18 protein-coding genes and 2 tRNA genes are annotated in these 21,182 nt (G+C 47.0%); 13 read left to right on the top strand and 7 right to left on the bottom strand.

Features of this window, described 5'->3' with window-relative positions; all coding sequences use genetic code 11:
• Positions 1-65: 65 nt before the first annotated feature.
• Positions 66-141, bottom strand: a tRNA-Asn gene (locus EDC45_RS08025).
• A gap of 455 nt (positions 142-596) precedes the next feature.
• Between EDC45_RS08025 and uvrB the strand changes: the two genes are divergently transcribed.
• Entirely contained in the window at positions 597-2,645 is a 2,049-nt protein-coding gene (uvrB, locus tag EDC45_RS08020) for an excinuclease ABC subunit UvrB (RefSeq protein ID WP_133545234.1), read from the top strand.
• Between the two features lie 42 nt (positions 2,646-2,687).
• Here the strand turns inward: uvrB and ribA are convergent, their stop codons facing one another.
• The gene (gene ribA, locus EDC45_RS08015) at positions 2,688-3,350 is read right to left on the bottom strand and encodes a GTP cyclohydrolase II (RefSeq protein WP_133545232.1); all 663 of its coding nucleotides are present in this window, start codon (positions 3,348-3,350) and stop codon (positions 2,688-2,690) included.
• Between the two features lie 70 nt (positions 3,351-3,420).
• On the opposite strand from ribA, the gene EDC45_RS08010 reads away from it, so the two are divergent.
• Entirely contained in the window at positions 3,421-4,170 is a 750-nt protein-coding gene (locus EDC45_RS08010; RefSeq protein WP_133545230.1) for a phosphatase PAP2 family protein, read from the top strand.
• A 22-nt stretch (positions 4,171-4,192) separates the two neighbouring features.
• The gene (gene nagK / locus EDC45_RS08005) at positions 4,193-5,107 is read left to right on the top strand and encodes an N-acetylglucosamine kinase (RefSeq protein ID WP_133545228.1); all 915 of its coding nucleotides are present in this window, start codon (positions 4,193-4,195) and stop codon (positions 5,105-5,107) included.
• Positions 5,108-5,251: 144 nt separating this feature from the next.
• On the opposite strand, the gene EDC45_RS08000 is transcribed toward nagK, so the two are convergent.
• Positions 5,252-5,815 carry a YceB family lipoprotein gene (locus EDC45_RS08000; protein ID WP_133545226.1) on the bottom strand — a complete coding sequence of 188 codons (564 nt, stop codon included), beginning with the start codon at positions 5,813-5,815 and terminating at the stop codon, positions 5,252-5,254.
• 289 nt (positions 5,816-6,104) lie between these two features.
• Here EDC45_RS08000 and EDC45_RS07995 point away from each other — a divergent pair, with 289 nt between their 5' ends.
• The 8 genes from EDC45_RS07995 to truB all read left to right on the top strand — a co-directional run bounded on the left by EDC45_RS07995 (position 6,105) and on the right by truB (position 13,275).
• Entirely contained in the window at positions 6,105-6,773 is a 669-nt protein-coding gene (locus tag EDC45_RS07995; RefSeq protein ID WP_243728780.1) for a lipopolysaccharide kinase InaA family protein, read from the top strand.
• Entirely contained in the window at positions 6,770-6,892 is a 123-nt protein-coding gene (locus EDC45_RS10450; RefSeq protein WP_279526597.1) for a hypothetical protein, read from the top strand. The genes EDC45_RS07995 and EDC45_RS10450 overlap by 4 nt, the downstream gene beginning before the upstream one ends.
• 72 nt (positions 6,893-6,964) lie before the next feature.
• A tRNA-Met gene (locus EDC45_RS07990) sits at positions 6,965-7,041 on the top strand.
• A gap of 203 nt (positions 7,042-7,244) precedes the next feature.
• A complete protein-coding gene (rimP, locus tag EDC45_RS07985) occupies positions 7,245-7,700 on the top strand; it encodes a ribosome maturation factor RimP (RefSeq protein ID WP_133545222.1) in 456 nt (151 codons plus the stop codon).
• Positions 7,701-7,719: 19 nt separating this feature from the next.
• Positions 7,720-9,225 carry a transcription termination factor NusA gene (gene nusA, locus EDC45_RS07980; protein ID WP_133545221.1) on the top strand — a complete coding sequence of 502 codons (1,506 nt, stop codon included), beginning with the start codon at positions 7,720-7,722 and terminating at the stop codon, positions 9,223-9,225.
• A gap of 12 nt (positions 9,226-9,237) precedes the next feature.
• Positions 9,238-11,757: a translation initiation factor IF-2 gene (infB, locus tag EDC45_RS07975; protein ID WP_133545219.1), complete on the top strand. Its 2,520-nt coding sequence runs from the start codon at positions 9,238-9,240 to the stop codon at positions 11,755-11,757.
• A gap of 205 nt (positions 11,758-11,962) precedes the next feature.
• Positions 11,963-12,358, top strand: coding sequence for a 30S ribosome-binding factor RbfA (gene rbfA / locus EDC45_RS07970; protein WP_133545217.1), 396 nt, complete (start codon positions 11,963-11,965; stop codon positions 12,356-12,358).
• A complete protein-coding gene (gene truB / locus EDC45_RS07965; protein ID WP_133545215.1) occupies positions 12,358-13,275 on the top strand; it encodes a tRNA pseudouridine(55) synthase TruB in 918 nt (305 codons plus the stop codon). Before rbfA ends, truB begins: the two co-directional genes overlap by 1 nt.
• A gap of 58 nt (positions 13,276-13,333) precedes the next feature.
• On the opposite strand, the gene EDC45_RS07960 is transcribed toward truB, so the two are convergent.
• The 4 genes from EDC45_RS07960 to EDC45_RS07945 all read right to left on the bottom strand — a co-directional run bounded on the left by EDC45_RS07960 (position 13,334) and on the right by EDC45_RS07945 (position 17,973).
• Positions 13,334-14,788 carry a glycoside hydrolase family 32 protein gene (locus tag EDC45_RS07960; protein ID WP_133545213.1) on the bottom strand — a complete coding sequence of 485 codons (1,455 nt, stop codon included), beginning with the start codon at positions 14,786-14,788 and terminating at the stop codon, positions 13,334-13,336.
• 58 nt (positions 14,789-14,846) lie between these two features.
• Positions 14,847-15,776: an aminoimidazole riboside kinase gene (locus EDC45_RS07955; RefSeq protein WP_133545211.1), complete on the bottom strand. Its 930-nt coding sequence runs from the start codon at positions 15,774-15,776 to the stop codon at positions 14,847-14,849.
• Between the two features lie 185 nt (positions 15,777-15,961).
• Complete coding sequence (tyrS, locus tag EDC45_RS07950; RefSeq protein ID WP_133545209.1) at positions 15,962-17,149, bottom strand: tyrosine--tRNA ligase; 1,188 nt, start codon at positions 17,147-17,149, stop codon at positions 15,962-15,964.
• Between the two features lie 374 nt (positions 17,150-17,523).
• The gene (locus tag EDC45_RS07945) at positions 17,524-17,973 is read right to left on the bottom strand and encodes a LexA family protein (RefSeq protein ID WP_133545259.1); all 450 of its coding nucleotides are present in this window, start codon (positions 17,971-17,973) and stop codon (positions 17,524-17,526) included.
• A 323-nt stretch (positions 17,974-18,296) separates the two neighbouring features.
• On the opposite strand from EDC45_RS07945, the gene sstT reads away from it, so the two are divergent.
• Both sstT and modF read left to right on the top strand, forming a co-directional pair.
• Positions 18,297-19,538 (top strand): serine/threonine transporter SstT, encoded by a 1,242-nt coding sequence (sstT, locus tag EDC45_RS07940; RefSeq protein ID WP_133545207.1) that lies wholly within the window; start codon positions 18,297-18,299, stop codon positions 19,536-19,538.
• A gap of 102 nt (positions 19,539-19,640) precedes the next feature.
• Complete coding sequence (modF, locus tag EDC45_RS07935; protein WP_133545206.1) at positions 19,641-21,122, top strand: molybdate ABC transporter ATP-binding protein ModF; 1,482 nt, start codon at positions 19,641-19,643, stop codon at positions 21,120-21,122.
• The last annotated feature ends 60 nt before the right edge of the window (positions 21,123-21,182 follow it).

The following is a 21,182-nucleotide window of genomic DNA, read 5'->3' as shown; positions in this document are numbered from 1 at the left end:
TTCCTTCGACCTAACCAATACTTTTATAAAAGGAGACAAATAAAAAGCGGTCAAAAGAAAAAATTTGGCTCCTCCTGCTGGACTTGAACCAGCGACATACGGATTAACAGTCCGCCGTTCTACCGACTGAACTAAGGAGGAATAAAGGTTGTCGCGGCATTATTCAGATAAGATGCGACGACAGGTGGCGAATGATAAAGATCCTTATTGCCGTTGTCAAGCCTGAAAAGCAAAAATCTTCCCACCGGAAGAAAAATTATCTTAATCCGGAATAAAAAACAATCAGAAAATTTCTATCCACAAAGGCTGTGGATAACTCTGTGAATTATGTTGCGGAAAAACCGCCTACGCCTGATGGGTTCTGGCTTTATCCCGCTTTTGTTTTTAATTGATTGCAAAATGTCATTTTCTTATTTATCAATGAGTTATTAAATTTCCAGAAAAATTTTATAAATTTTTTTCCATTTTTGCGAGATAGCTGTCTTGACAAATATAACTCTGTGTAAAACCTAGTGTTTTACCTTCTGATATTGTAAAAAAATTGTGATAAAATACACCGCACTTGAAATATGATCAGTAGAAAGCAAGCGAATTCCATGACTCAGAAAATTAATACCAAGCCCTTTATTTTACATTCTGAATTCCAACCCTCGGGTGATCAGCCGCAGGCTATCGAGAAACTGGTGGAAAATCTGAATGACGGGCTGGCGCATCAGACCTTGTTGGGAGTAACAGGGTCCGGTAAAACCTTCACCATCGCCAATGTTATTGCGCAACTGAATCGTCCCGCGATGCTGCTGGCGCCGAATAAGACCCTGGCGGCTCAGCTGTATGCGGAAATGAAGGCCTTTTTTCCGGAAAATGCGGTGGAGTATTTTGTTTCCTACTATGATTATTATCAGCCGGAAGCTTATGTTCCAAGTAGCGATACCTTTATTGAAAAGGACGCATCCATTAATGATCAAATCGAACAAATGCGCTTATCGGCGACCAAATCCTTTCTGGAACGGCGGGATACCATTGTAGTGGCTTCGGTTTCGGCCATTTACGGTTTGGGCGATCCCGATTCTTATTTGAAAATGATGTTGCATTTGCAAAGTGGGGCGATTATCAACCAACGTCAGATCTTGGCGCAGCTGGCGGAATTACAATATACCCGCAATGATCAGGCTTTTCAGCGCGGTACCTTTCGAGTACGCGGCGAAATAATTGATATTTTCCCGGCGGAATCCGATGATCAGGCGCTGAGAGTCGAGCTGTTTGATGATGAAATTGAACGTTTAAGTTTGTTTGACCCGCTAACCGGAGCCAGTTTCGGTACGGTTCCTCGTTTTACCGTTTATCCGAAAACCCATTATGTTACGCCGCGCGAACGTATTCTGGATGCGATTGAAAAAATTAAGGCGGAACTGGCGCAGCGCCGTCAGCAGCTGTTGGACAACAATAAATTACTGGAAGAGCAGCGCTTAACCCAGCGCACTCAGTTTGATATCGAAATGATGAACGAACTGGGCTACTGCTCGGGGATAGAAAACTATTCGCGCTATTTATCCGGACGTAATGAAGGCGAACCGCCGCCGACATTATTCGATTATATCCCCTCCGACGGTTTGCTGATTATCGATGAATCTCATGTAACCGTACCTCAGATCGGCGGAATGTACCGCGGCGATCGCTCGCGTAAGGAAACCTTGGTGGAATACGGCTTTCGCTTACCTTCCGCATTGGATAACCGCCCGCTGCGTTTTGAAGAATTTGAACGTCTGGCGCCGCAGACCATTTATGTATCGGCAACACCGGGTCCTTATGAATTGGAAAAATCCGGCGATGAAATTATCGATCAGGTGGTTCGGCCTACCGGGCTGCTGGATCCTGAAATCGAAATCCGACCGGTTGCGATCCAAGTGGACGATTTATTATCGGAAGCGCGTCAGCGTGCGGCGAATAATGAACGGGTATTGGTAACCACTCTGACCAAGCGTATGGCGGAAGACTTAACTGATTATTTAGATGAGCACGGAATCCGAGTTCGTTATTTACATTCCGATATTGATACGGTGGAACGGGTGGAAATTATCCGCGATTTACGTTTGGGAGAATTCGATGTTTTAGTCGGTATTAACCTGCTGCGCGAAGGGTTGGATATTCCGGAAGTTTCTTTGGTGGCGATTTTAGATGCGGATAAAGAAGGTTTTTTACGTTCCGAGCGTTCTTTGATCCAAACCATAGGGCGTGCCGCCCGTAACCTCAAGGGCAAGGCCATTTTGTATGCGGATGCAATAACGAAATCCATGCAAAAGGCTATTACGGAAACCAACCGCCGGCGTGAAAAACAGATGAAATATAATGAACGGCACGGCATAGTTCCGCAGGCACTGAATAAGAAAGTCGGCGAATTGCTGGATATCGGGCAGGGCGCGAATTATAAAGGCAAGGATAAAATGCGGACGAAAAAAGTGGCGGAACCTACCGCACTTTACGATACGCCGCGTAATCCGAAAGAATATCAGCAGCAGATTAAGAAACTGGAACAACAGATGTACAAGTTTGCGCAGGATCTGGAGTTTGAAAAAGCGGCGGCCTTACGCGATCAGCTGCATCAATTGCGCGAACGCTTTCTTACCCAAAGGGAAGACAAAGCATAAAAGGAAAAAGGAGCATGGATTTTTCCATGCTCCGGCAAAAGATTATTTATGCGGGGTATGCGGAATTTCCGCCTGACAGTGCGGACAGTCTAAAAAGTGCTTTTCATTGTTATGAATAATGTAATGCCCCATTTTTTTCGCCTTTGTATCCAGATAACCGGTATTGTAACGGTTTTCTCCCACATTCAGCGGTACGCGCTCGGTAACATTGATTCCCGCCTGACGCATGGTTTCTATTTTTTCCGGATTATTGGTAAGCAGACGTACCTGCTTAACCCCCAATAACTCAAAAATATCGGCGCAGACGGCAAAATTGCGTTCGTCCGCCGCAAAACCGAGGGCGAGATTGGCTTCAATCGTATCCATTCCCTGATCTTGCAGGGCATAAGCGCGGATTTTATTGATAAGCCCGATACCGCGACCTTCCTCCCGATGATAAATCAGCACGCCGCGACCTTCTTCACTGATTTGGCGCAGCGCAGTACTAAGCTGAAACCCGCAATCGCATTTTAAGCTGTGCAGTGCATCACCGGTTAGGCATTCCGAATGAATTCTGGCCAGTACCGGCGTATCGGCGTCGGAAATATCTCCCATTACGAGCGCTATATGTTCTTTCTTACTTTGCGGAAATTCAAATCCGACAATACGGAATAAACCGAATTCCGTCGGTAAATTCGCTTCAGCTACAAGCTGAATTTTACTCATAAAATAAATCCTTATTCCTTTGCGACTATTAATGCTAGAATGCAGGCCTCCGGCTAAATTAAAGGTCGCTATGCTAAAACGCCTGTCATTATATACTTTGTTGCTTTGTTGTGTACCATTTTTTATTTGGTACGGCGGCTGGGCGTGGCAAAACGACGCTTCACTGACGGACTTCGATTATCTGCTTTATCTGCTGACAGAAAGCGGCGGTATGCCTTATGCGGTTATTACATACATTGTTTTTAGCCTGATATTGGTTTTTCTGGCGCCGAAGGGAAAGTCGCGTCTGCATTTGTTTATTCTGATTTCGGCTTCCGTGGCGCTGACTCAGGGGCTGAAAAGCGGGTTGAAATTATGCTTTGCCGAATCTCGACCCTATGTACTGGAACTGACCCAAACGGGGACGCTGTCAGCAAAAGATTTTTATGCGGAAAAACGCAGCCGCCGCAAAGAAATAGTATCCGCTTATTATGCCCGGCAGCAGACACCGCACTGGCTGGTTAAGCATCGTCGTAGTGAAACCGGTTATTCTTTTCCTTCCGGACATAGTGTTTTTGCCGCCGGCTGGCTGATGTTGACAGTGGGCGTTAGCCGCTTGTTTAACCGACGGGATTACAAAACCAAATTGCTAATCGGTGCCGTTGCCCTCTGGGCGGTACTGGTGCAACTCAGTCGTGTACGTTTGGGTATGCATCATCCCATTGATTTATTGGCGGGCAGTTTGTTGGCCTGGCTGATTTATTGCCCGCTTTTTGTTTATTTACAGCGCAAATCTGCCTTTGGCGGCAAGCTTTCAGCTTATTCCCGCCGCGGGAAATAATATTTACATTCGGAGAAAATATATGTTGTACGGTTTTGATATCGGCGGAACGAAAATCGAATTGGCGGTTTTCAACCACAAATTGGAGCAACAGTACAGCGAGCGTGTGGATACGCCGAAAAGCAGTTATAAGGATTGGTTGGACTGCATCAGCACTCTGGTGGAAAAGGCGGATAAGCGCTTTGCCTGTCAAGGATCGGTGGGGTTGGGTATTCCGGGATTCGTGAATCAAGAAAACGGATTGGCGGAAATTACTAATATTCGGGTAGCGGATAATAAACCTATTCTGAAAGATTTATCCGAACGTTTAGGCCGTGAAGTGCGGGCTGAAAATGATGCCAACTGTTTTGCGCTGTCGGAAGCTTGGGCTGACGAAAATCAGCAATACCCCTTTGTTTTAGGATTGATTCTGGGAACCGGATTCGGCGGCGGATTGGTCTTTAACGGTAAAATTCATTCCGGGCAGATCGGTATGGCGGGCGAACTGGGACATCTACAGCTCAACTATCACGCATTAAAGTTACTCGGCTGGGATAAGGCGCCGATTTATTCCTGCGGCTGCGGTAATCATGCCTGTTTGGATACCTATTTGTCCGGTCGCGGCTTTGAAATGCTGTATCGAGATCTGAAAGGGGAAGGGCTTAGCGCACAGGAAATTATTCGTCGTTTTTATCTCGGCGATGAAAGTGCGGTGGATTTTGTGCGAATTTTTACCGAACTATGCGCCATTTCCATCGGTAATATTATTACTGCGCTGGATCCTCATGTAATCATTCTGGGCGGTGGACTGTCCAACTTTGATTATTTGTATCAGGCCTTACCGCAGGCTCTGCCCTCGCATTTAATGCGCAGCGCGCTGGTGCCGCCGATTAAAAAAGCTAAATACGGCGATTCCGGCGGCGTACGCGGTGCCGCCGCATTGTTTTTATCGCGCTGATTCAGAGATTAGCCGAGCAAGGAGAAAACCGAGGAAAGCATGATATTCTGAACCTAGAACTGGCGAAAAACAAAAGTCAAACAAAAAAACTTAAAATCAGTGCGGCGCTTTTCGGTTCGCCGCACGAATAAAGCTCCTCCAAGGCTAAAGCACGCCGGCATCTAATGCCAAAGCCCCTTCTTCCACCCGGATACCTTTGGCGAATTTCTTAATCAATACATCTCTCGCCTTGCTTTCGTCCAGTTTGTAAATGGGAATATGCTCCATTAATGCCGCTACGCTTTTACTCAGAAAAGGCATTACCGTTTGCAGTTGATTCATATATTTTTGTGGCGAGCCGGACCATTGTAAAATCCGGATATCCTTCAGATAAACAGCCCCCTGTTCCGGATCATAGTAGGGAATGGTATCTATGGTTAGATTTAGTTGTCCGGCGAACTGCTCCTTTTGCGGCAGGCTGAATAAACCGCTGAGGACGCCGCTTAATTCCACGCGTTTATTGTCTTTGCGTCCGATTTGTACGGAAAGATCGCGTAAGCTGTAGTCTACCCCGAATAAGCCCGGCAAGCCGAATTTATCATTGATTTCCACTTTCTTACTCAGATAGGCGTTAATTTCCTGTTCCGAAACCGAAAACATATTGGCCGCAGCCAAAGCGGGTAAAAAAGCGGCCATTGCGATAAAAAAGAAGCGTAATTTATTGTACATTCTGAGGATTTACTCCATAATCGGTTACTTTCTTGCTCCGGTTGTGGGACTTATTCGTCAATGAATAGGGGAGTACCGGAAAAGATTTCGGCAGGGCTATTTTTGACGGACGATTCCGCGCAGCCGGAACTTCGGTTAATGCGAGGTTTGACCGAAAATATAGCACGCCGTCGCAAAATTAAAAAAGCGTTATTTTTACTATTTCAATTTTATAATGTTATCTACAACTCAAAATTCATTTTCAGGCCATGTGGCGCGTCTGCTGCTTGAAAATAAAGGAAAACGCATAATGCCTTTCGAATATGAAGGGCAAAAGTATTGGCTGAAGCAGCCGGAGAAGCTTAAGGGGATCTGGCGTATCCTAAAAGCGCATCCGCAACAGCATTTCGCTGAGGAAACGGCGATTTTGCGCCGCTTGAACGAACAAGGTGCAGCGGTACCGGAGTTGGTTTTATTCGGTAAGGATTTTTTTGTAGTAAAAGATGTGGGCAGAACGCTGAATTCATGGATTGAAGATAAAAGCCTGTCCGAGCAATGTAAAGCTGAGATTCTGGCCGATAGTGCCGCAGCACTGAATAGCTTACATGAACGGGGATTTATCCACGGGCGCCCGGCGCTCAGAGATATTGCCTGGCATAAGGGGAAGGTCAGTTTTATGGATTTCGAATGTCATTCCCGCCGAGAGAATATGGAATGGCAGAAAATTCGCGACGGTTTGGTATATTTACATAGCCTATGTCGCTCCAAGCATTTATCCGATGCGCAGGTATTAGGTGCGATAGAGAGTTATCGGAGTTTTTGTCCGCCGGAACTCTGGGGGAAAATGCTTGATTTGCTGCGCCGTTATCGTTGCGTATATTATCTGTTGTTGCCCTTTAAACCTATTGCCCGTATGGATTTAATCGCACTGTATCGCTTATTCGAATTAATGTTTATCAACAAGGATAAAAAATCATGAAAAGATGGGGATTGATAGTTTGTTGTCTGTTCTTGCTCGGCGCCTGTAGTGTTGGCGGCGGATTCGGCGTTAATAACGGCGGTGCGGGCATTGCGATTGGTTCCGGGATTAGTTTTTAAGCCTTGTAATTAGTTTTGAGAAAAACTTGCTATTTAAGCGCGAACTCATTATAATGCGCACATATTTTCGGACGCGGGGTGGAGCAGCTTGGTAGCTCGTCGGGCTCATAACCCGAAGGCCGTCGGTTCAAATCCGGCCCCCGCAACCACTTACTTATATGTTATTTTGACAGATTTAAATATAAGTTCAGTGAAGAACCCCAGATTTTAGGGGTTTTTTTATACAAAAAAATCGAATGTAGAACTGGGCTTTTAGCCCTTTTTTTACGTCTGAGATTCAGGATTTACGGGGAAGACGGGCGTTGATTCGATTATCTGATAAAGAAGATTGATGCCTTAACAGGAGAACAAGTTGGCAACATTAGAGCAAAAATTGCAGGAAATGCTGCAGGGGCCGGTGGAAGATTTAGGCTTCGAACTTTGGGGAATCGAATGTCAGCGTGCGGGGCGTTATTTAACCCTACGTCTGTTTATCGATAAGGACGGCGGCGTAATTGTTGACGATTGCGCCGATGTCAGCCGTCAGGTCAGTGCGGTTCTGGATGTAGAGGATCCTATTACGGACAAATACAATCTGGAAGTGTCTTCTCCCGGCCTGGATCGACCTTTATTTACTCTCGCCCAGTATCAAGGTTATATAGGGCGGGAGATTTGCCTGCATTTACGGATCCCCGTTTCCGATCGGCGTAAATGGCAGGGCAGACTGGAAAATATTGAAGGGGATATGCTGACCTTAACGGTGGATGGCCAGAGCCAGAGCTTCGTGTTCGGCAATATCCAGAAAGCAAACCTAATTCCGAAGTTTTAATTTATAGAGGCAATATAAAGTGAGCAAAGAAATTTTATTAGCGGCCGAAGCCGTATCCAATGAAAAGTTGTTACCTCGTGAAAAGATTTTTGAAGCGTTGGAAAGCGCCATTGCACTTTCTACCAAAAAGAAATACGAACAGGAAATTGACGTACGCGTCGTAATTAACCCGAAAACCGGTGAATTTGAAACTTTCCGGCGCTGGCTGGTGGTGGAAGAGGTGGTAAATCCGACCAAAGAAATCACCTTGGAAGCGGCAAGACTGGAAAACCCGGAGATTAACCCGGGCGATTATGTGGAAGATCAAATTGAATCCATCGCTTTTGATCGTATTACCATGCAGACCGCCAGACAGGTAATCAGTACTAAAATCCGTGAAGCGGAACGTAACAAAGTAGTAGAGCAGTTCCGTGCCGAGGAAGGAAAAATCGTTACGGGAACGGTGAAAAAAGTTACCCGCGATATGATTATTTTAGAACTGGCAGGGAATAAAGAAGATCCGGCCAAAGCGGAAGCGGTGATTCAGCGCGAAGATATGCTGCCGCGCGAAAACTTCCGCCCGGGCGACCGTATCCGCGGGGTACTGTATAAAGTGAATCCGGAAAGCAAGGGAACTCAGCTTTTCGTTACCCGCTCCAAACCTGTAATGCTGGAAGAATTATTCCGACTGGAAGTGCCTGAAATCGGCGAAGAACTGATCGAAATCAGAGCCTCTTCCCGCGATCCGGGTTCGCGTGCCAAAATTGCGGTGAAAAGTAACGATAAACGTATTGATCCTGTGGGTGCCTGCGTGGGTATGCGCGGCGCACGCGTACAAGCGATCACCAATGAATTGGGCGGCGAACGTGTGGATATCGTACTCTGGGACGATAATCCCGCTCAGTTTGTAATTAATGCCATGGCGCCGGCGGATGTCAGCTCCATTGTGGTGGACGAAGATAACCATTCCATGGATATTGCGGTGGAGGAAAGCAATCTGGCGCAGGCTATCGGCCGTAACGGACAAAATGTACGCCTGGCCACCCAGCTGACCGGCTGGGCGCTGAACGTAATGACCAGCGAGCAGTTGGAACAAAAACATCAGGCGGAAGATAAAAAAATCCTCAACCTGTTTATGGATTCCCTCGAAATCGATGAAGAATTCGCACAGATCCTGATTGAAGAAGGTTTTAATTCTTTAGAGCAGTTAGCCTATGTACCGGTCGGCGAATTGACCGCCATCGACGGGCTTGAAGACGAAGATCTGGTGGAAGAATTACAAACTCGAGCGAAAGACGTACTGACCGCTAAGGCTTTGGCGGAAGAAGAGGCGTTAAAACGGGCGGATATTGAAGACAGATTACTGAACCTGGAAGGTATGGAACGCCATATCGCCTTCAAACTGGCGGAAAAACAAATCACCACCTTGGAAGAACTGGCAGAACAGGGCGTAGATGATCTGAGCGATATTGAAGAACTGAGTGCGGAAAAAGCGGCGGAATTGATTATGGCCGCACGTAATATCTGCTGGTTCGGTGATGAATAAGGATTGAATTATATGACAGAACAAGAAAAGAAAATTGAGAATGCGCCCAAAAAACTAAGTTTACAGCGCAGAACCAAAACCACCGTCAGCGGAACGGGTGCGGGCGGTAAAACCAAAGAGGTTCAGGTTGAAGTGCGTAAATCCCGCAAGATTGATACCGAAGCGGCAAAACGGGCGGCGGAAGCATTAAGACTGCAACAGGAAGCGGAAGCGAAAAAAGCGGCGGAAGAAAAACTGGCAAAAGAAAAGCAGGTAAAAGAACAGGAAGCCGCTGAAAAAGCGAAGAAACTGGCGGCGGAAGCAGAAAAAGCCGCTAAAGCGACGGCCGAACAAAAAGTAAAACCTCAGGCGGAAAGCAAAGAAAACAGCGAAAAAGAAAAACGCAAAGCAGAAGAAGCCGAATTACGTCGCAAGGCGGAGGAGTTAGCCCGTCAGAAAGCGGAAGAACAGGCGCGTAAAGCGGCGGAGGAAGCGAAGCGTTATGCCGATCTCGCCGATAATAGCGGGGCTAATGATAATGCCGACGATTATCAGGATTACCGTCTGACTTCCAGCTATGCCCGTGAAGCGGAAGACGAAGAGGAACGGCGTAAAGAAAATCGTAATCGCAGCGGTAAGGCGAAAGTAGCCAAAGCTAAAAAAGGTGCGCGTGAGGACGAAAACAGCAAAACCGAACGCGAGTCCAACCGTCGTAATCAACCGAAAGGCGGCAAAGGCAAACAGGGTAAAAAAGGCAGCGCTCTACAGCAGGCTTTTACCAAACCGGCTCAGGCGGTTAACCGCGATGTTGTGATCGGTGAAACCATTACGGTTGCGGATCTGGCGAATAAAATGGCGGTTAAAGCCACCGAAATTATCAAAACCATGATGAAAATGGGAGAAATGGTTACCATTAATCAGGTTATTGATCAGGAAACCGCTCAGCTGGTTGCCGAAGAAATGGGACATAAGGTTATTCTGCGTAAAGAAAACGAACTGGAAGAAGCGGTACTGGAAGATCGCGATATTAATGCGGAAAAAGTTACCCGTGCGCCGGTGGTTACCATTATGGGCCACGTTGACCATGGTAAAACCTCATTACTCGATTATATTCGTAAAGCGAAAGTTGCCGCCGGCGAAGCGGGTGGTATTACCCAGCATATAGGTGCTTATCATGTGGAAACCGCCGACGGCAAAATGATTACCTTCCTGGATACTCCGGGGCACGCCGCCTTTACCTCAATGCGTGCACGCGGTGCGAAAGCGACGGATATCGTTGTATTGGTGGTTGCTGCCGATGACGGCGTAATGCCGCAGACCATCGAGGCCATTCAGCACGCCAGAGCCGCCGGCGTACCTATTGTGGTGGCGGTGAATAAAATCGATAAACCGGAAGCTAATCCGGATCGAGTCGAGCAGGAATTGCTGCAATATGAAGTGGTTGCGGAAAAATTCGGCGGCGATGTGCAGTTTGTGCACGTTTCGGCGAAAAAAGGTAGCGGCGTCGACGAATTACTCGATGCTATTTTGTTGCAATCCGAAGTGCTTGAACTTACCGCAGTCAAAGAAGGTATGGCAAGCGGCGTGGTAATCGAATCCTATCTGGATAAAGGTCGCGGTCCGGTCGCCACTATTCTGGTACAGTCCGGTACCTTACAGCGCGGCGATATCGTCTTGTGCGGCTTTGAGTACGGACGCGTACGTGCTATGCGCGATGAAAACGGTAAAGAAATCGAAAGCGCCGGCCCGTCCATTCCGGTCGAAGTGCTGGGACTTTCCGGCGTACCTGCGGCGGGAGACGAAGCTACGGTGGTACGCGACGAGAAAAAAGCCCGCGAGGTTGCTTTATACCGTCAGGGTAAATTCCGCGAAGTGAAACTTGCCCGTCAGCAGAAAGCTAAACTGGAAAATATGTTCAGCAATATGGCGGAAGGCGATGTGGCGGAACTGAACGTTATCGTCAAAGCGGACGTTCAGGGCTCGGTGGAAGCTATCGTACAGTCATTGCAGGAGCTTTCTACCGAGGAAGTGAAAGTTAAAGTGGTCGGCTCCGGTGTCGGCGGAATTACCGAAACCGATGCTACCTTGGCGGCGGCCTCCAATGCTATCGTACTCGGCTTTAACGTACGTGCTGACGCATCGGCCCGCCGTATTATCGAAACTGAAAATATCGATCTACGCTATTATTCCATCATCTATGAATTGCTGAATGAAATCAAAGCTGCGATGAGCGGTATGCTCGAACCGGAATTCAAACAGGAAATCATTGGTTTGGCGGAAGTGCGCGATGTGTTCCGTTCACCGAAGTTCGGCGCCATTGCCGGTTGTATGGTAACCGAAGGGCTGATCAAACGTAATAATCCGATCCGCGTATTGCGCGACAACGTGGTTATCTTTGAGGGTGAACTGGAATCCCTGCGCCGCTTTAAAGATGACGTTAACGAAGTGCGCAACGGTATGGAATGCGGTATCGGCGTGAAGAACTACAACGATGTTAAAGTAGGCGACCAAATCGAAGTATTCGAAGTGGTTGAGGTGAAACGCTCCATCTAAGATTTAGCGAGTATTAGCCTTAAAGAGCGGTTGGTTTTATAAAAACTTTGTAAAAATCGACCGCTCTTTTTTTATCTTCTCCAAGAGGGGGAGAATAGGAGCGGGTATCCGCTAAGAAGCGGGGGAGTTTTTCTTTTATCCCGGATTCTTGCTATACTAACGGGCTTTCAGGCTGAGGAACAAAAGATAATTAATAGGAAAGATTATGGCGAGAGAATTTAAACGTGCCGATAGAGTGGCGCAGGAATTACAAAAAGAAGTGGCGGTGATTTTACAACGTGAGGTGAAAGATCCACGGATTGGAATGGTAACGGTATCCGATGTGGAGATTTCCAGCGATTTGGCTTATGCCAAGGTGTTTGTTACCTTTTTATTCGACAGCGATGAGAGTGCGGTGGAGCAGGGTATGAAAGCGCTGCATAAGGCGGCGCCCTATATTCGCACCTTAGTGGGGAAAGCCATGCGCTTGCGTATCGTACCGGAGTTGCGTTTCGAATATGATCGCTCCTTGGTTGAAGGTATGCGTATGTCCAATCTGGTCAGCGAAGCGGTACGCAAGGACAAATTGCGCCATACGGATGACGAAAGCGGAGAAAGTTGATGGCTAAACCGCGTAAACGAGGCCGGGATATTCACGGCGTTTTTCTGCTGGATAAGCCGCAGGGGATGTCCTCCAACGATATTCTGCAGAAAGTAAAACGTATTTTTCAGGCCAATAAGGCGGGGCATACCGGCGCCTTGGATCCCTTGGCTACGGGAATGTTGCCCATTTGCCTGGGGGAAGCCACTAAATTTTCTCAGTTTTTGTTGGATGCGGACAAACGTTATCTGGTAACCGCTAAATTAGGCGAACGCACCGACACTTCCGATGCGGAGGGGCAGATTGTGGAAACTCGGGCGGTAAAGGTAAATGATGCTGAAATTTTGACCGCTCTTTCTCGTTTCCGCGGCGATTTAAGGCAGGTTCCTACCATGTTTTCCGCTCTGAAACATCAGGGAAAACCCCTTTACGAATATGCGCGACAGGGCATTACAGTAGAACGGGAAGCCCGCCCGATCAGGATTTTCGAATTAACCTTTATCAGCTATAAGGCACCTTTTCTTACCCTGGAAGTTCATTGCTCCAAGGGGACTTATATTCGAACCCTGGTGGATGATTTAGGCGAAGTTCTCGGCTGCGGCGCCCATGTAACCATGCTGCGCCGTACCGCAGTGGCTGATTATCCGGTGCAAGCGATGCTGGACTGGGATAGGCTGCAGGAATTGGCACAGCAGCAGGATCCGGCCGTGTTGGATAGCTGCCTGCTGCCTGTGGACAGTGCGGTTGCCCGTTTGCCGCAGTTGCTCTTGAACGAAGCGCAGAGCCGCGCGGTAGGCTTCGGGCAGCGTTTAAGATTTGATAATACGGAAAAACTTTATGGTCAGGTTCGTTTGTTTTCGGCACAGAATCTGTTTCTCGGGGTAGCGGAAGTCGGCAAGGATAATGTGATTCGCCCGTTGAGAATGATAAATCTGTAACGGGTTAAATAAAAGCAGATATAAAAAGAAGGGGCTAAAGCCCCTTTGTTATTTGTATTTATTTGTAGCTTATCGCCTGAGGATAGCCTATTTCCAGCAGCAGCGGGCGATCGCAGCTTAAGCGGTTTTGACGATCGGCGATAAAAAAGCGGGACGTCATGGCTTTTTCCCCTCCGTTCAGGAAAATTTCCAGAATAGAGCGGTCGAAGAAAATTTCCACCTGATGCAAGGAATCCAAGGCACAGTAACGTTGTTCACCGAATTTCAACATGGTTTCCGTTTGCTCGCTATGGCTGCGATCCAAGCATAGGGTTTTTCCGTCATAGGACAGGGTCAGACGTTGTCCTTTGCGGTTAGCGAAGAAACAAATATTGAACGGGGTATTTTGCGCATCAAACTTTAGATAGCTGCGATCTAAATCTTTCAGTTCGATTTCCTTTTCCACTGTTACGGGCTGGGCCATTTTTATATTTTGATAGATTTGAGCGAGGGGCTGCTGATAGAGTTCGCCCTTGTGCACACGTATTTCGCGCGGCATACACAGCATGGAATGCCAGCGATAGCTATCGGTAGGATAACTGAGATCCGGCAATCCGCACCAGGCGTAAAGCAGCGCATATTCGTTATTGGGCAAGCCGCCGAAGGTTTGGGGTGCGTAGAAATCGAACCCTTGATCCAGCTCCGCTACCGATTCGGCATTAAAACGCCCTTGGGATAAATGGCCGAGCGCATAAAGGGCGTGGTAATTATTCTGATACTGCAGTTTTTCCCGCGGCTTTCCCTGCGGCGACCAGATAAATAAATCCTGTTGATCGATTTTTAACAGATCCGGACATTCCCACATAAATACATGGCGATTGTCAAAATCGGGCAGCTCCAGTTCACCGAGTAGGCGGGGACTGTCTTCAAGATCATCCATTTCAAATAAAATGGCGGTACCGCTCAGATCTTGCCGCTGTGCGCCGCAAATAAAGCGGATTTTCCCCGTTGCACTGAAAAAAGGTTTGGGATCGCGCACATGTTCGGTATAGCCCGGCGGGGCGTTTTCAAGCAACGAGCGTTTTTCCAGTAAATTTCCGGCTTTATCGAAAATTGCCAGATTTTGATAAGGGATACGTTGGTTATCCTCTGCACGCCGGGTGTTTCCGGTATAAAACAGGGCGATTTTGTCCTCTACCATTAAGGCTCCGCCGGAATAACAACCGTGGCTTTCGAAGGCCTCGGTAGGAATCAGCGGCTGCGCTTCCTTATAGCAGAGCCAGTCCGAGGTGGTGAAATGCTTCCAGTGTTTCATGCCGTGCAAGGCATCAAACGGAAACCATTGATAAAAAATATGGTATTTTTCACCGTCGAAAATCAAACCGTTGGGATCGTTTAACAGCCCGGTAGGCGGGGCGAGATGATAGCAGGGACGAAAGTCCTTATCTTCTTCGACCCGGCGGCGGATATTTTCCAGTTCGCCCGCTTGTGCGGCCAGAATACTTTTATATTTTCCGTTATTAAAAATCATCATATTGTTTTTTCTTGAGCTAAAAAGATTAAAAGTGCATATTTATGCACTTTTAATCGGGTTAATCGGCCAGAAAACGGGCTAATTGGGATTGGGTCGGTAGAGCCGACATGGCACCTTTTGCGGTAACCGCCAATGCGCCGCAGGCATTGGCCTGGCGTATAATGGCACTTAAGGCTTCTTCTGTTTGCCAGTGCGCCGTCTGTGCCAAACCGGCCAACAAACCGCCGACAAAGGCATCTCCCGCGCCGGTGGTATCTACCGCCTTCAGCGCTTTACCGCAGATAAGCGCCTGATGACCCTTAATATGATATTTCGCTCCCTGTTTCCCCAGCGTAACAATAATCAGTTTTTCGGGATAACGGGCGCTGATTTCGGCAAAGGCTTGTTCGGGCCGATGGTTGCGGGTCAACAGGCAGAGTTCTTCTTCCGAAAATTTCACTACATGGGCCAAAGCTACCGCCCGCATGACCTGTTCAATCATCTCTTCTCGGCAGCTCCACAGGCTTTCGCGCAAATTGGGATCAAAGGAAACCTTACCGCCGACAGCGGCGATATTTTGCATGGCGGTTAGTGCGGCAGTACGCGAAGGTTCGTTAATCAGTGCGATGGAGCAACAGTGCAGCCAGTCGCCGGCGTCGAAAGCGGGTAAATCGCCAATTTGTAGAAATTGATCCGCACTGGGGTTGACCATAAAGGTAAAACTGCGCTCTCCCTCTTCCGTAAGCCCGACGACGACGGTGGAAGTACGCTGTTCGGGATCCAGTTTCATATACCGGGTATCAACCTGTTCCCGCATTAATGTGCGTTGCATAAATTCTCCCAGCGGATCCTTGCCCACTCTGCCGATAAAAGCACTTTTTCCGCCTAAACGGGCCACTGCAACGGCAACATTTGCCGGCGCACCGCCGGCACAACGCAGATAATGATTATCGCCGTCGGGAATAAGATCAACCACGGCATCGCCTAATACCCAGATTTTATTTTTCATTTGCTTTACCCGTTCCCTTTATTGCGCTTCGGCGGTTTAACATGATGGCTGAATTTTATCTGCCTAAAGTGCGGTTAAAATCAGCGTAGTTTTTTATTTGAAGATGATTGTGCAGCTTATTTCAGCGGAATACAGGCAAGATGGGCTTGCCTGTTTTCTGTTTTAATTTATCGCCCGGTGCGGTTTTATTTTACGCTGACACGGGCGAATTTGCGTTTACCGACCTGGTAAACCGCAGTGGAAGGACCGATCAGCGCTTTGGCGTCTTCCGCTTTGTTTCCGTCGATTTTAACCCCGCCTTGCTGAACCATACGTATGGCTTCGGAGGTGGAGGCGACCAAACCGGCTTCTTTCAGCAGATTAGCCAGGCCGATTTCTCCCTCAAAGGTGAATTCCGGCATTTCATCAGGTAGGGCGCCCTTGCGGAAACGGTTGATAAATTCCTGTTCCGCCGCATCGGCTTCCGCAGCGCTGTGGAAACGGGCGACGATTTCTTTTGCCAGCAGGACTTTTACATCGCGCGGATTACGCCCGGCTTCGACTTCTTGTTTAAACTGGGCAATTTCCTCTAACGGACGGAAAGAGAGCAGATTGTACCAATCCCACATTAATTGATCGGAAATCGACATGATTTTTCCGAACATTTCGTTCGGTGCTTCGGTAACGCCGATATAGTTGCCGAGGGATTTGGACATTTTCTTTTCACCGTCCAAACCGACCAGTAAGGGCATGGTAATCGCCACCTGCGGTTTTAAACCGGCGGATTTTTGTAATTCTCGTCCGATCAACAGGTTAAAGGTTTGGTCGGTACCGCCCAGTTCCACGTCCGCCTGCAGATGTACGGAATCGTAGCCTTGCAACAGAGGATAAATAAATTCATGGATAGCGATAGGCTGATTATTGGCAAAACGCTTTTTGAAATCGTCCCGTTCCAACATACGTGCAACGGTATAGTTGGAGGCCAGACGAATCATACCTTCCGTACCCAGCTGTCCCAGCCATTCGGAGTTAAATACGATTTTGGTTTTCTGCGGGTCCAGAATTTTAAAAATTTGCTGTTTATAGGTTTCGGCATTACGTAATACGTCTTCTCTGGTGAGCGGAGGACGGGTGGTGTTTTTGCCGGAAGGATCGCCGACCATACCGGTAAAATCACCGATTAGAAACATAACCTGATGACCCAATTCCTGAAACTGGCGCAATTTGTTCAGCACTACGGTATGGCCGAGATGAATATCCGGTGCGGTAGGATCTGCGCCTAATTTTACGTTTAGCGGGCGCTTTTCTTTTAATTTTTCAATTAAATCCTGCTCGGAGAAAATTTGTTCGATACCGCGTTTGAGTTCCGCGAGAACAGTATTCATATCAGTCATTATGCATTCCTGTAGTCTGTTTAAACATGAGTTTAAGCATTATAGAGATTCTGCATAAAATGAAAAGGTTATTATCCGCTTTTCGGTGAAAAACAAGGCTATGCCCTTGGTCGATTTCAGACTGATAGCAATATGCGGGACAAGAGAAGGACGAAAAAAGAGAAGGGCAAAGAAAAAGCGAAGCATAGGAAAAATACGTAAGAAGATAAATAAGCGGAAAAAGCAGCGGCAGAGGGGGGAGAGGAACTCGGAATATTGTCAGTTATAATTTAAAAGCGGGAAAGACAAAGAAAGACTTCTTATACATTCTTTGCCCTTTGGGGTTCTTATTTGGGTTCCTCATTATTATTTTTTCATTGATCAAGGGGAAAATATCAGGCTGCGAATTTGATATCGCTGCGCGGTCTGAGCTGATGTATGGTACTGGTAACCGTGCCTACAATAGGTAAAGCGCTCCAATCCGAGGTTTTAATCTTACTGCCTTTGGCGCTTAAGGGGAAAAAAACAAATTCATTATTATCATGCGCAATAAACTCATAGATTTCCATTTTTCCTTCGATCTCCAGTACCAGCAGATCATTCATAGACAGCGCATTGCTTTTTTCCACCACCAGCATATCGCCCTGTTCAATGCCCCAGGCCAGCATATTCGGATCCGTAACCCGAATAAAGCAGGTTTGCTGCGGACGTTTGATGCAATAAAGATTCAGATCCAATTTTTTACTGAAGTTGGCGTTTTCCTGCTGCATATTGTCGTAAAACGGGATCGGCCGGTAGGAAAAACTATTATGCTCGGAATGCGCTTGTGAATTTACCGGATTCATCTGATTCATCGCTTTTCTCCCTTCTTATTATTTGGCGGAATGCCGAAATTCAACGAGTGAACATTACTGTTTGTTTATACAGGTTGATGATACTGTTAATTTAAACAGTATGTCAAATAAAATTTTTAAATAATTTGGAAAAAATTCGAGCGAGTATTTTCTTTCGGATTAATTTGCGTTAACCTTGCCCTGGTACCATATTTTAATTTTAAAAACATTTGTCATTTTTAGATTTTAATTAATAAATAATGGTATTTTTTAGATTTTTTATAATTAACCTAAGCGATATATTCGCTTACATGACCTAAGTAAAGAAAAAGAATATGAATAGCTCACGTTTATTTTCACTTTTATTTCATGGCAATCTGGTTAAACGGATTTTCATCGGGTTGTTACTCGGTATTTTGGTTGCCTTGATTTCTCCCTCCCTGAATGCCCTTGTGGGATTTAACCTGGCGGATAAGGTCGGTATTCTGGGGCAAATTTTTGTTCGTTCTCTGCGTTCCGTGGCGCCGATTCTGGTGTTTATTCTGGTTATCGCCGCTATTGCGAATAAAAAGGTCGGTTCGAAAAGCAGCATGAAAGATATTGTAGTTCTTTATCTGATCGGTACTTTTCTCGCCGCTTTAACCGCCGTATTGGCCAGCTTTATATTTCCAAGTAAGGTGGCGCTGGTAACCGGCGATCATTCTTTATCACCGCCGGGCGAATTATCCGAGGTAATGAGCGGTTTAATCTTTAACGTGATCGATAATCCTATTACGGCGTTATTCAATGCGAATTTTATCGGTATTCTGGCTTGGGCCATCGGGTTGGGGGTGGCTTTACGTCATGCTTCCGAAGCCACTAAAAATGTCGTGAATGACTTTGCCGAGGCGGTTTCTAAAATCGTGCATTTTATCATTGCTTTCGCCCCTATTGGGGTATTTGGTCTGGTGGCGGAAACCTTGGGTGATAAAGGATTACAAGCCTTAGGTCAGTATATTCATCTGCTTGCGGTTTTAATCGGCGCTATGTTGTTTGTCGCTTTTGTGATTAACCCGATTCTTGTGTTTTGGAAAATACGGCGTAATCCGTTCCCGCTGGTTTGGACCTGTGTTCGCGAAAGCGGCTTGACCGCCTTTTTAACCCGCAGTTCGGCGGCTAATATTCCGGTTAATATGGCTCTGGCAAAACGTTTAAATTTAGATGAAGAAACCTATTCGGTTTCCATTCCTCTCGGCGCCAATATTAATATGGCGGGTGCGGCCATCACCATTACGATTTTAACTCTTTCCGCCGTTTATACTTTGGGCGTGGAAGTGTCCATACCTACCGCTCTGTTACTCAGTGTTGTGGCGACTGTTTGCGCCTGCGGCGCCTCCGGCGTATCCGGCGGTTCTTTATTACTGATTCCGCTGGCCTGTAGCTTATTTGGTATTTCCAATGATATTGCCGCACAGATGATCGGCGTCGGCTTTATTATCGGCGTTTTACAGGATTCCACCGAAACTGCGCTGAATTCTTCCACCGACGTATTATTTACCGCCGCGGTTTGTATCAGCCAGGAGGAAGATAATAAATAATTTTTATTACATAATGTAACTGGAAATAAGCGCTTTCGTTTTATCGAAAGCGCTTTATTTTCAGCTTTCAGTTGGCTGCGGATAAAAGGATATAAGTGGAAAATGAAAAATTTAATCGCCCGTGATGCGTTATTTCGCAGTAAAGCGGGAGAATCGCTGCATTTGCCCCGGTTAAGCATCGGAATACGTGATTTCTGGGCGGTGGTCGGTGCTAACGGAAGCGGTAAAAAGATATTTTCATCTGTATTGGAAGATCGTCTTTCGCCCTTATCCGGAGAATATTGCAACGGTTTTCACCGTATTCGATGTCTGTCCTTTGAAGCTCAGCAAAGTATTCTGGAGCAGACCTTTAAAGAGCGTAACAACGATATGTGCGCTCCGGAGGATTTCGGAAAAACCGCCGCCCAGATAATTCTGAGCGCCGGCGGCGATAAGGAAGCCTGTAATCATTATGCCATGCAACTGAATATCGGTGGATTACTGGAACGCCCTTTTATGCATCTTTCCAGCGGCGAAAGCCGTAAGGTGTTGTTGGCGCAGGCGCTGGTTGCGCAGCCCGATTTACTTATTCTGAATGATCCCTTTGAGGGGCTGGACGAAAAATCCGTGCAGCAATGGCTGCAGCTTCTGACCGCGTTAAAAGGAAAGATGGCGATAGTGCTGATCCTCAGTCGCTTGGCGGATATTCCGTCCATAGCGGATTATATTGCCTTGCTGGAGCGGCATCAGCTGGTTTTACAGGGAACAAAAGAGCGGATTGAAAATGAAGAGATTTTTCAGCAATTACGCCATGGGGAGCTGTCCCTGCATAGCGCCCTGCCCGAAAGTATCGATACTTTCCCTCTGCCGATAGCGGGGCGGAATACTTTCGAATTGCAGGGGCTAAAGATTCAATACGGCGATAAGCGGATTCTGGATAACCTCAGCTGGAGCGTCGCACCGGGTCAGAACTGGTGGATTAAAGGACCGAACGGAGCGGGAAAATCCACTTTGCTGTCCGTGATTAACGCCGATCATCCGCAAGCTTATGCCAATAATGTAGTGTTGTTCGGTAAAGCGCGCGGTAGCGGCGAGAGCATATGGGAGATCAAGCGTAATATCGGTTATCTCAGCAGTCAGTTGCATATGGATTATCGAGTGAGCTGTACGGCGGCGGATGTTATTTTATCCGGATTTTTTGACAGTATAGGGATTTATCGCCAGGTTCCGGAAGCGCTGAAACTCAAAACCCGGCAATGGCTGGAACGCTTAAATATGCAAGCATTGGCACAGCAGCCTTTCCGTTCCTTATCTTGGGGGCAACAGCGTTTGCTACTGATTGCCAGAGCAATGGTAAAACATCCGCCGTTGCTGATTCTGGACGAACCTATGCAGGGGTTGGACGCATTGAACAGGAAGCTGATCAAGGTTTTTATCGATCAATTGATAGGAAACAGCCGTACCCAGCTTTTATTGGTTTCTCATCAGAATGAGGACGTACCGGATTGTATTACCCATGTGCTTGAATTTGTGCCCTGCGCTCAGGGTTATCGCTATTGTATGGGGACTTACGAGGAATTCATGGAACAGAGGATTTCAGATTAAAAACGAATACTTTCTAAGTCTATACAAAGTGCGCCCCGATTTGCTATATTCTCGATGGTG

It is taken from the genome of Mesocricetibacter intestinalis, from assembly GCF_004363295.1.
Classification (GTDB): domain Bacteria; phylum Pseudomonadota; class Gammaproteobacteria; order Enterobacterales; family Pasteurellaceae; genus Mesocricetibacter; species Mesocricetibacter intestinalis.
The sequence above is the reverse complement of the archived record's forward strand: the minus strand, read 5'-3'. Positions and strand labels throughout refer to the sequence as shown.

Coding starts and splice junctions, on each gene's coding strand:
- sstT (WP_133545207.1), top strand. CDS start 18,297: ATGAATAGCTCACGTTTATTTTCACTTTTATTTCATGGCAATCTGGTT.
- tyrS (WP_133545209.1), bottom strand. CDS start 17,149: ATGACTGATATGAATACTGTTCTCGCGGAACTCAAACGCGGTATCGAA.
- EDC45_RS07945 (WP_133545259.1), bottom strand. CDS start 17,973: ATGAATCCGGTAAATTCACAAGCGCATTCCGAGCATAATAGTTTTTCC.
- EDC45_RS07955 (WP_133545211.1), bottom strand. CDS start 15,776: ATGAAAAATAAAATCTGGGTATTAGGCGATGCCGTGGTTGATCTTATT.
- EDC45_RS08010 (WP_133545230.1), top strand. CDS start 3,421: ATGCTAAAACGCCTGTCATTATATACTTTGTTGCTTTGTTGTGTACCA.
- EDC45_RS07995 (WP_243728780.1), top strand. CDS start 6,105: ATGCCTTTCGAATATGAAGGGCAAAAGTATTGGCTGAAGCAGCCGGAG.
- EDC45_RS10450 (WP_279526597.1), top strand. CDS start 6,770: ATGAAAAGATGGGGATTGATAGTTTGTTGTCTGTTCTTGCTCGGCGCC.
- rbfA (WP_133545217.1), top strand. CDS start 11,963: ATGGCGAGAGAATTTAAACGTGCCGATAGAGTGGCGCAGGAATTACAA.
- infB (WP_133545219.1), top strand. CDS start 9,238: ATGACAGAACAAGAAAAGAAAATTGAGAATGCGCCCAAAAAACTAAGT.
- EDC45_RS07960 (WP_133545213.1), bottom strand. CDS start 14,788: ATGATGATTTTTAATAACGGAAAATATAAAAGTATTCTGGCCGCACAA.
- ribA (WP_133545232.1), bottom strand. CDS start 3,350: ATGAGTAAAATTCAGCTTGTAGCTGAAGCGAATTTACCGACGGAATTC.
- uvrB (WP_133545234.1), top strand. CDS start 597: ATGACTCAGAAAATTAATACCAAGCCCTTTATTTTACATTCTGAATTC.
- EDC45_RS08000 (WP_133545226.1), bottom strand. CDS start 5,815: ATGTACAATAAATTACGCTTCTTTTTTATCGCAATGGCCGCTTTTTTA.
- modF (WP_133545206.1), top strand. CDS start 19,641: ATGAAAAATTTAATCGCCCGTGATGCGTTATTTCGCAGTAAAGCGGGA.
- truB (WP_133545215.1), top strand. CDS start 12,358: ATGGCTAAACCGCGTAAACGAGGCCGGGATATTCACGGCGTTTTTCTG.
- nagK (WP_133545228.1), top strand. CDS start 4,193: ATGTTGTACGGTTTTGATATCGGCGGAACGAAAATCGAATTGGCGGTT.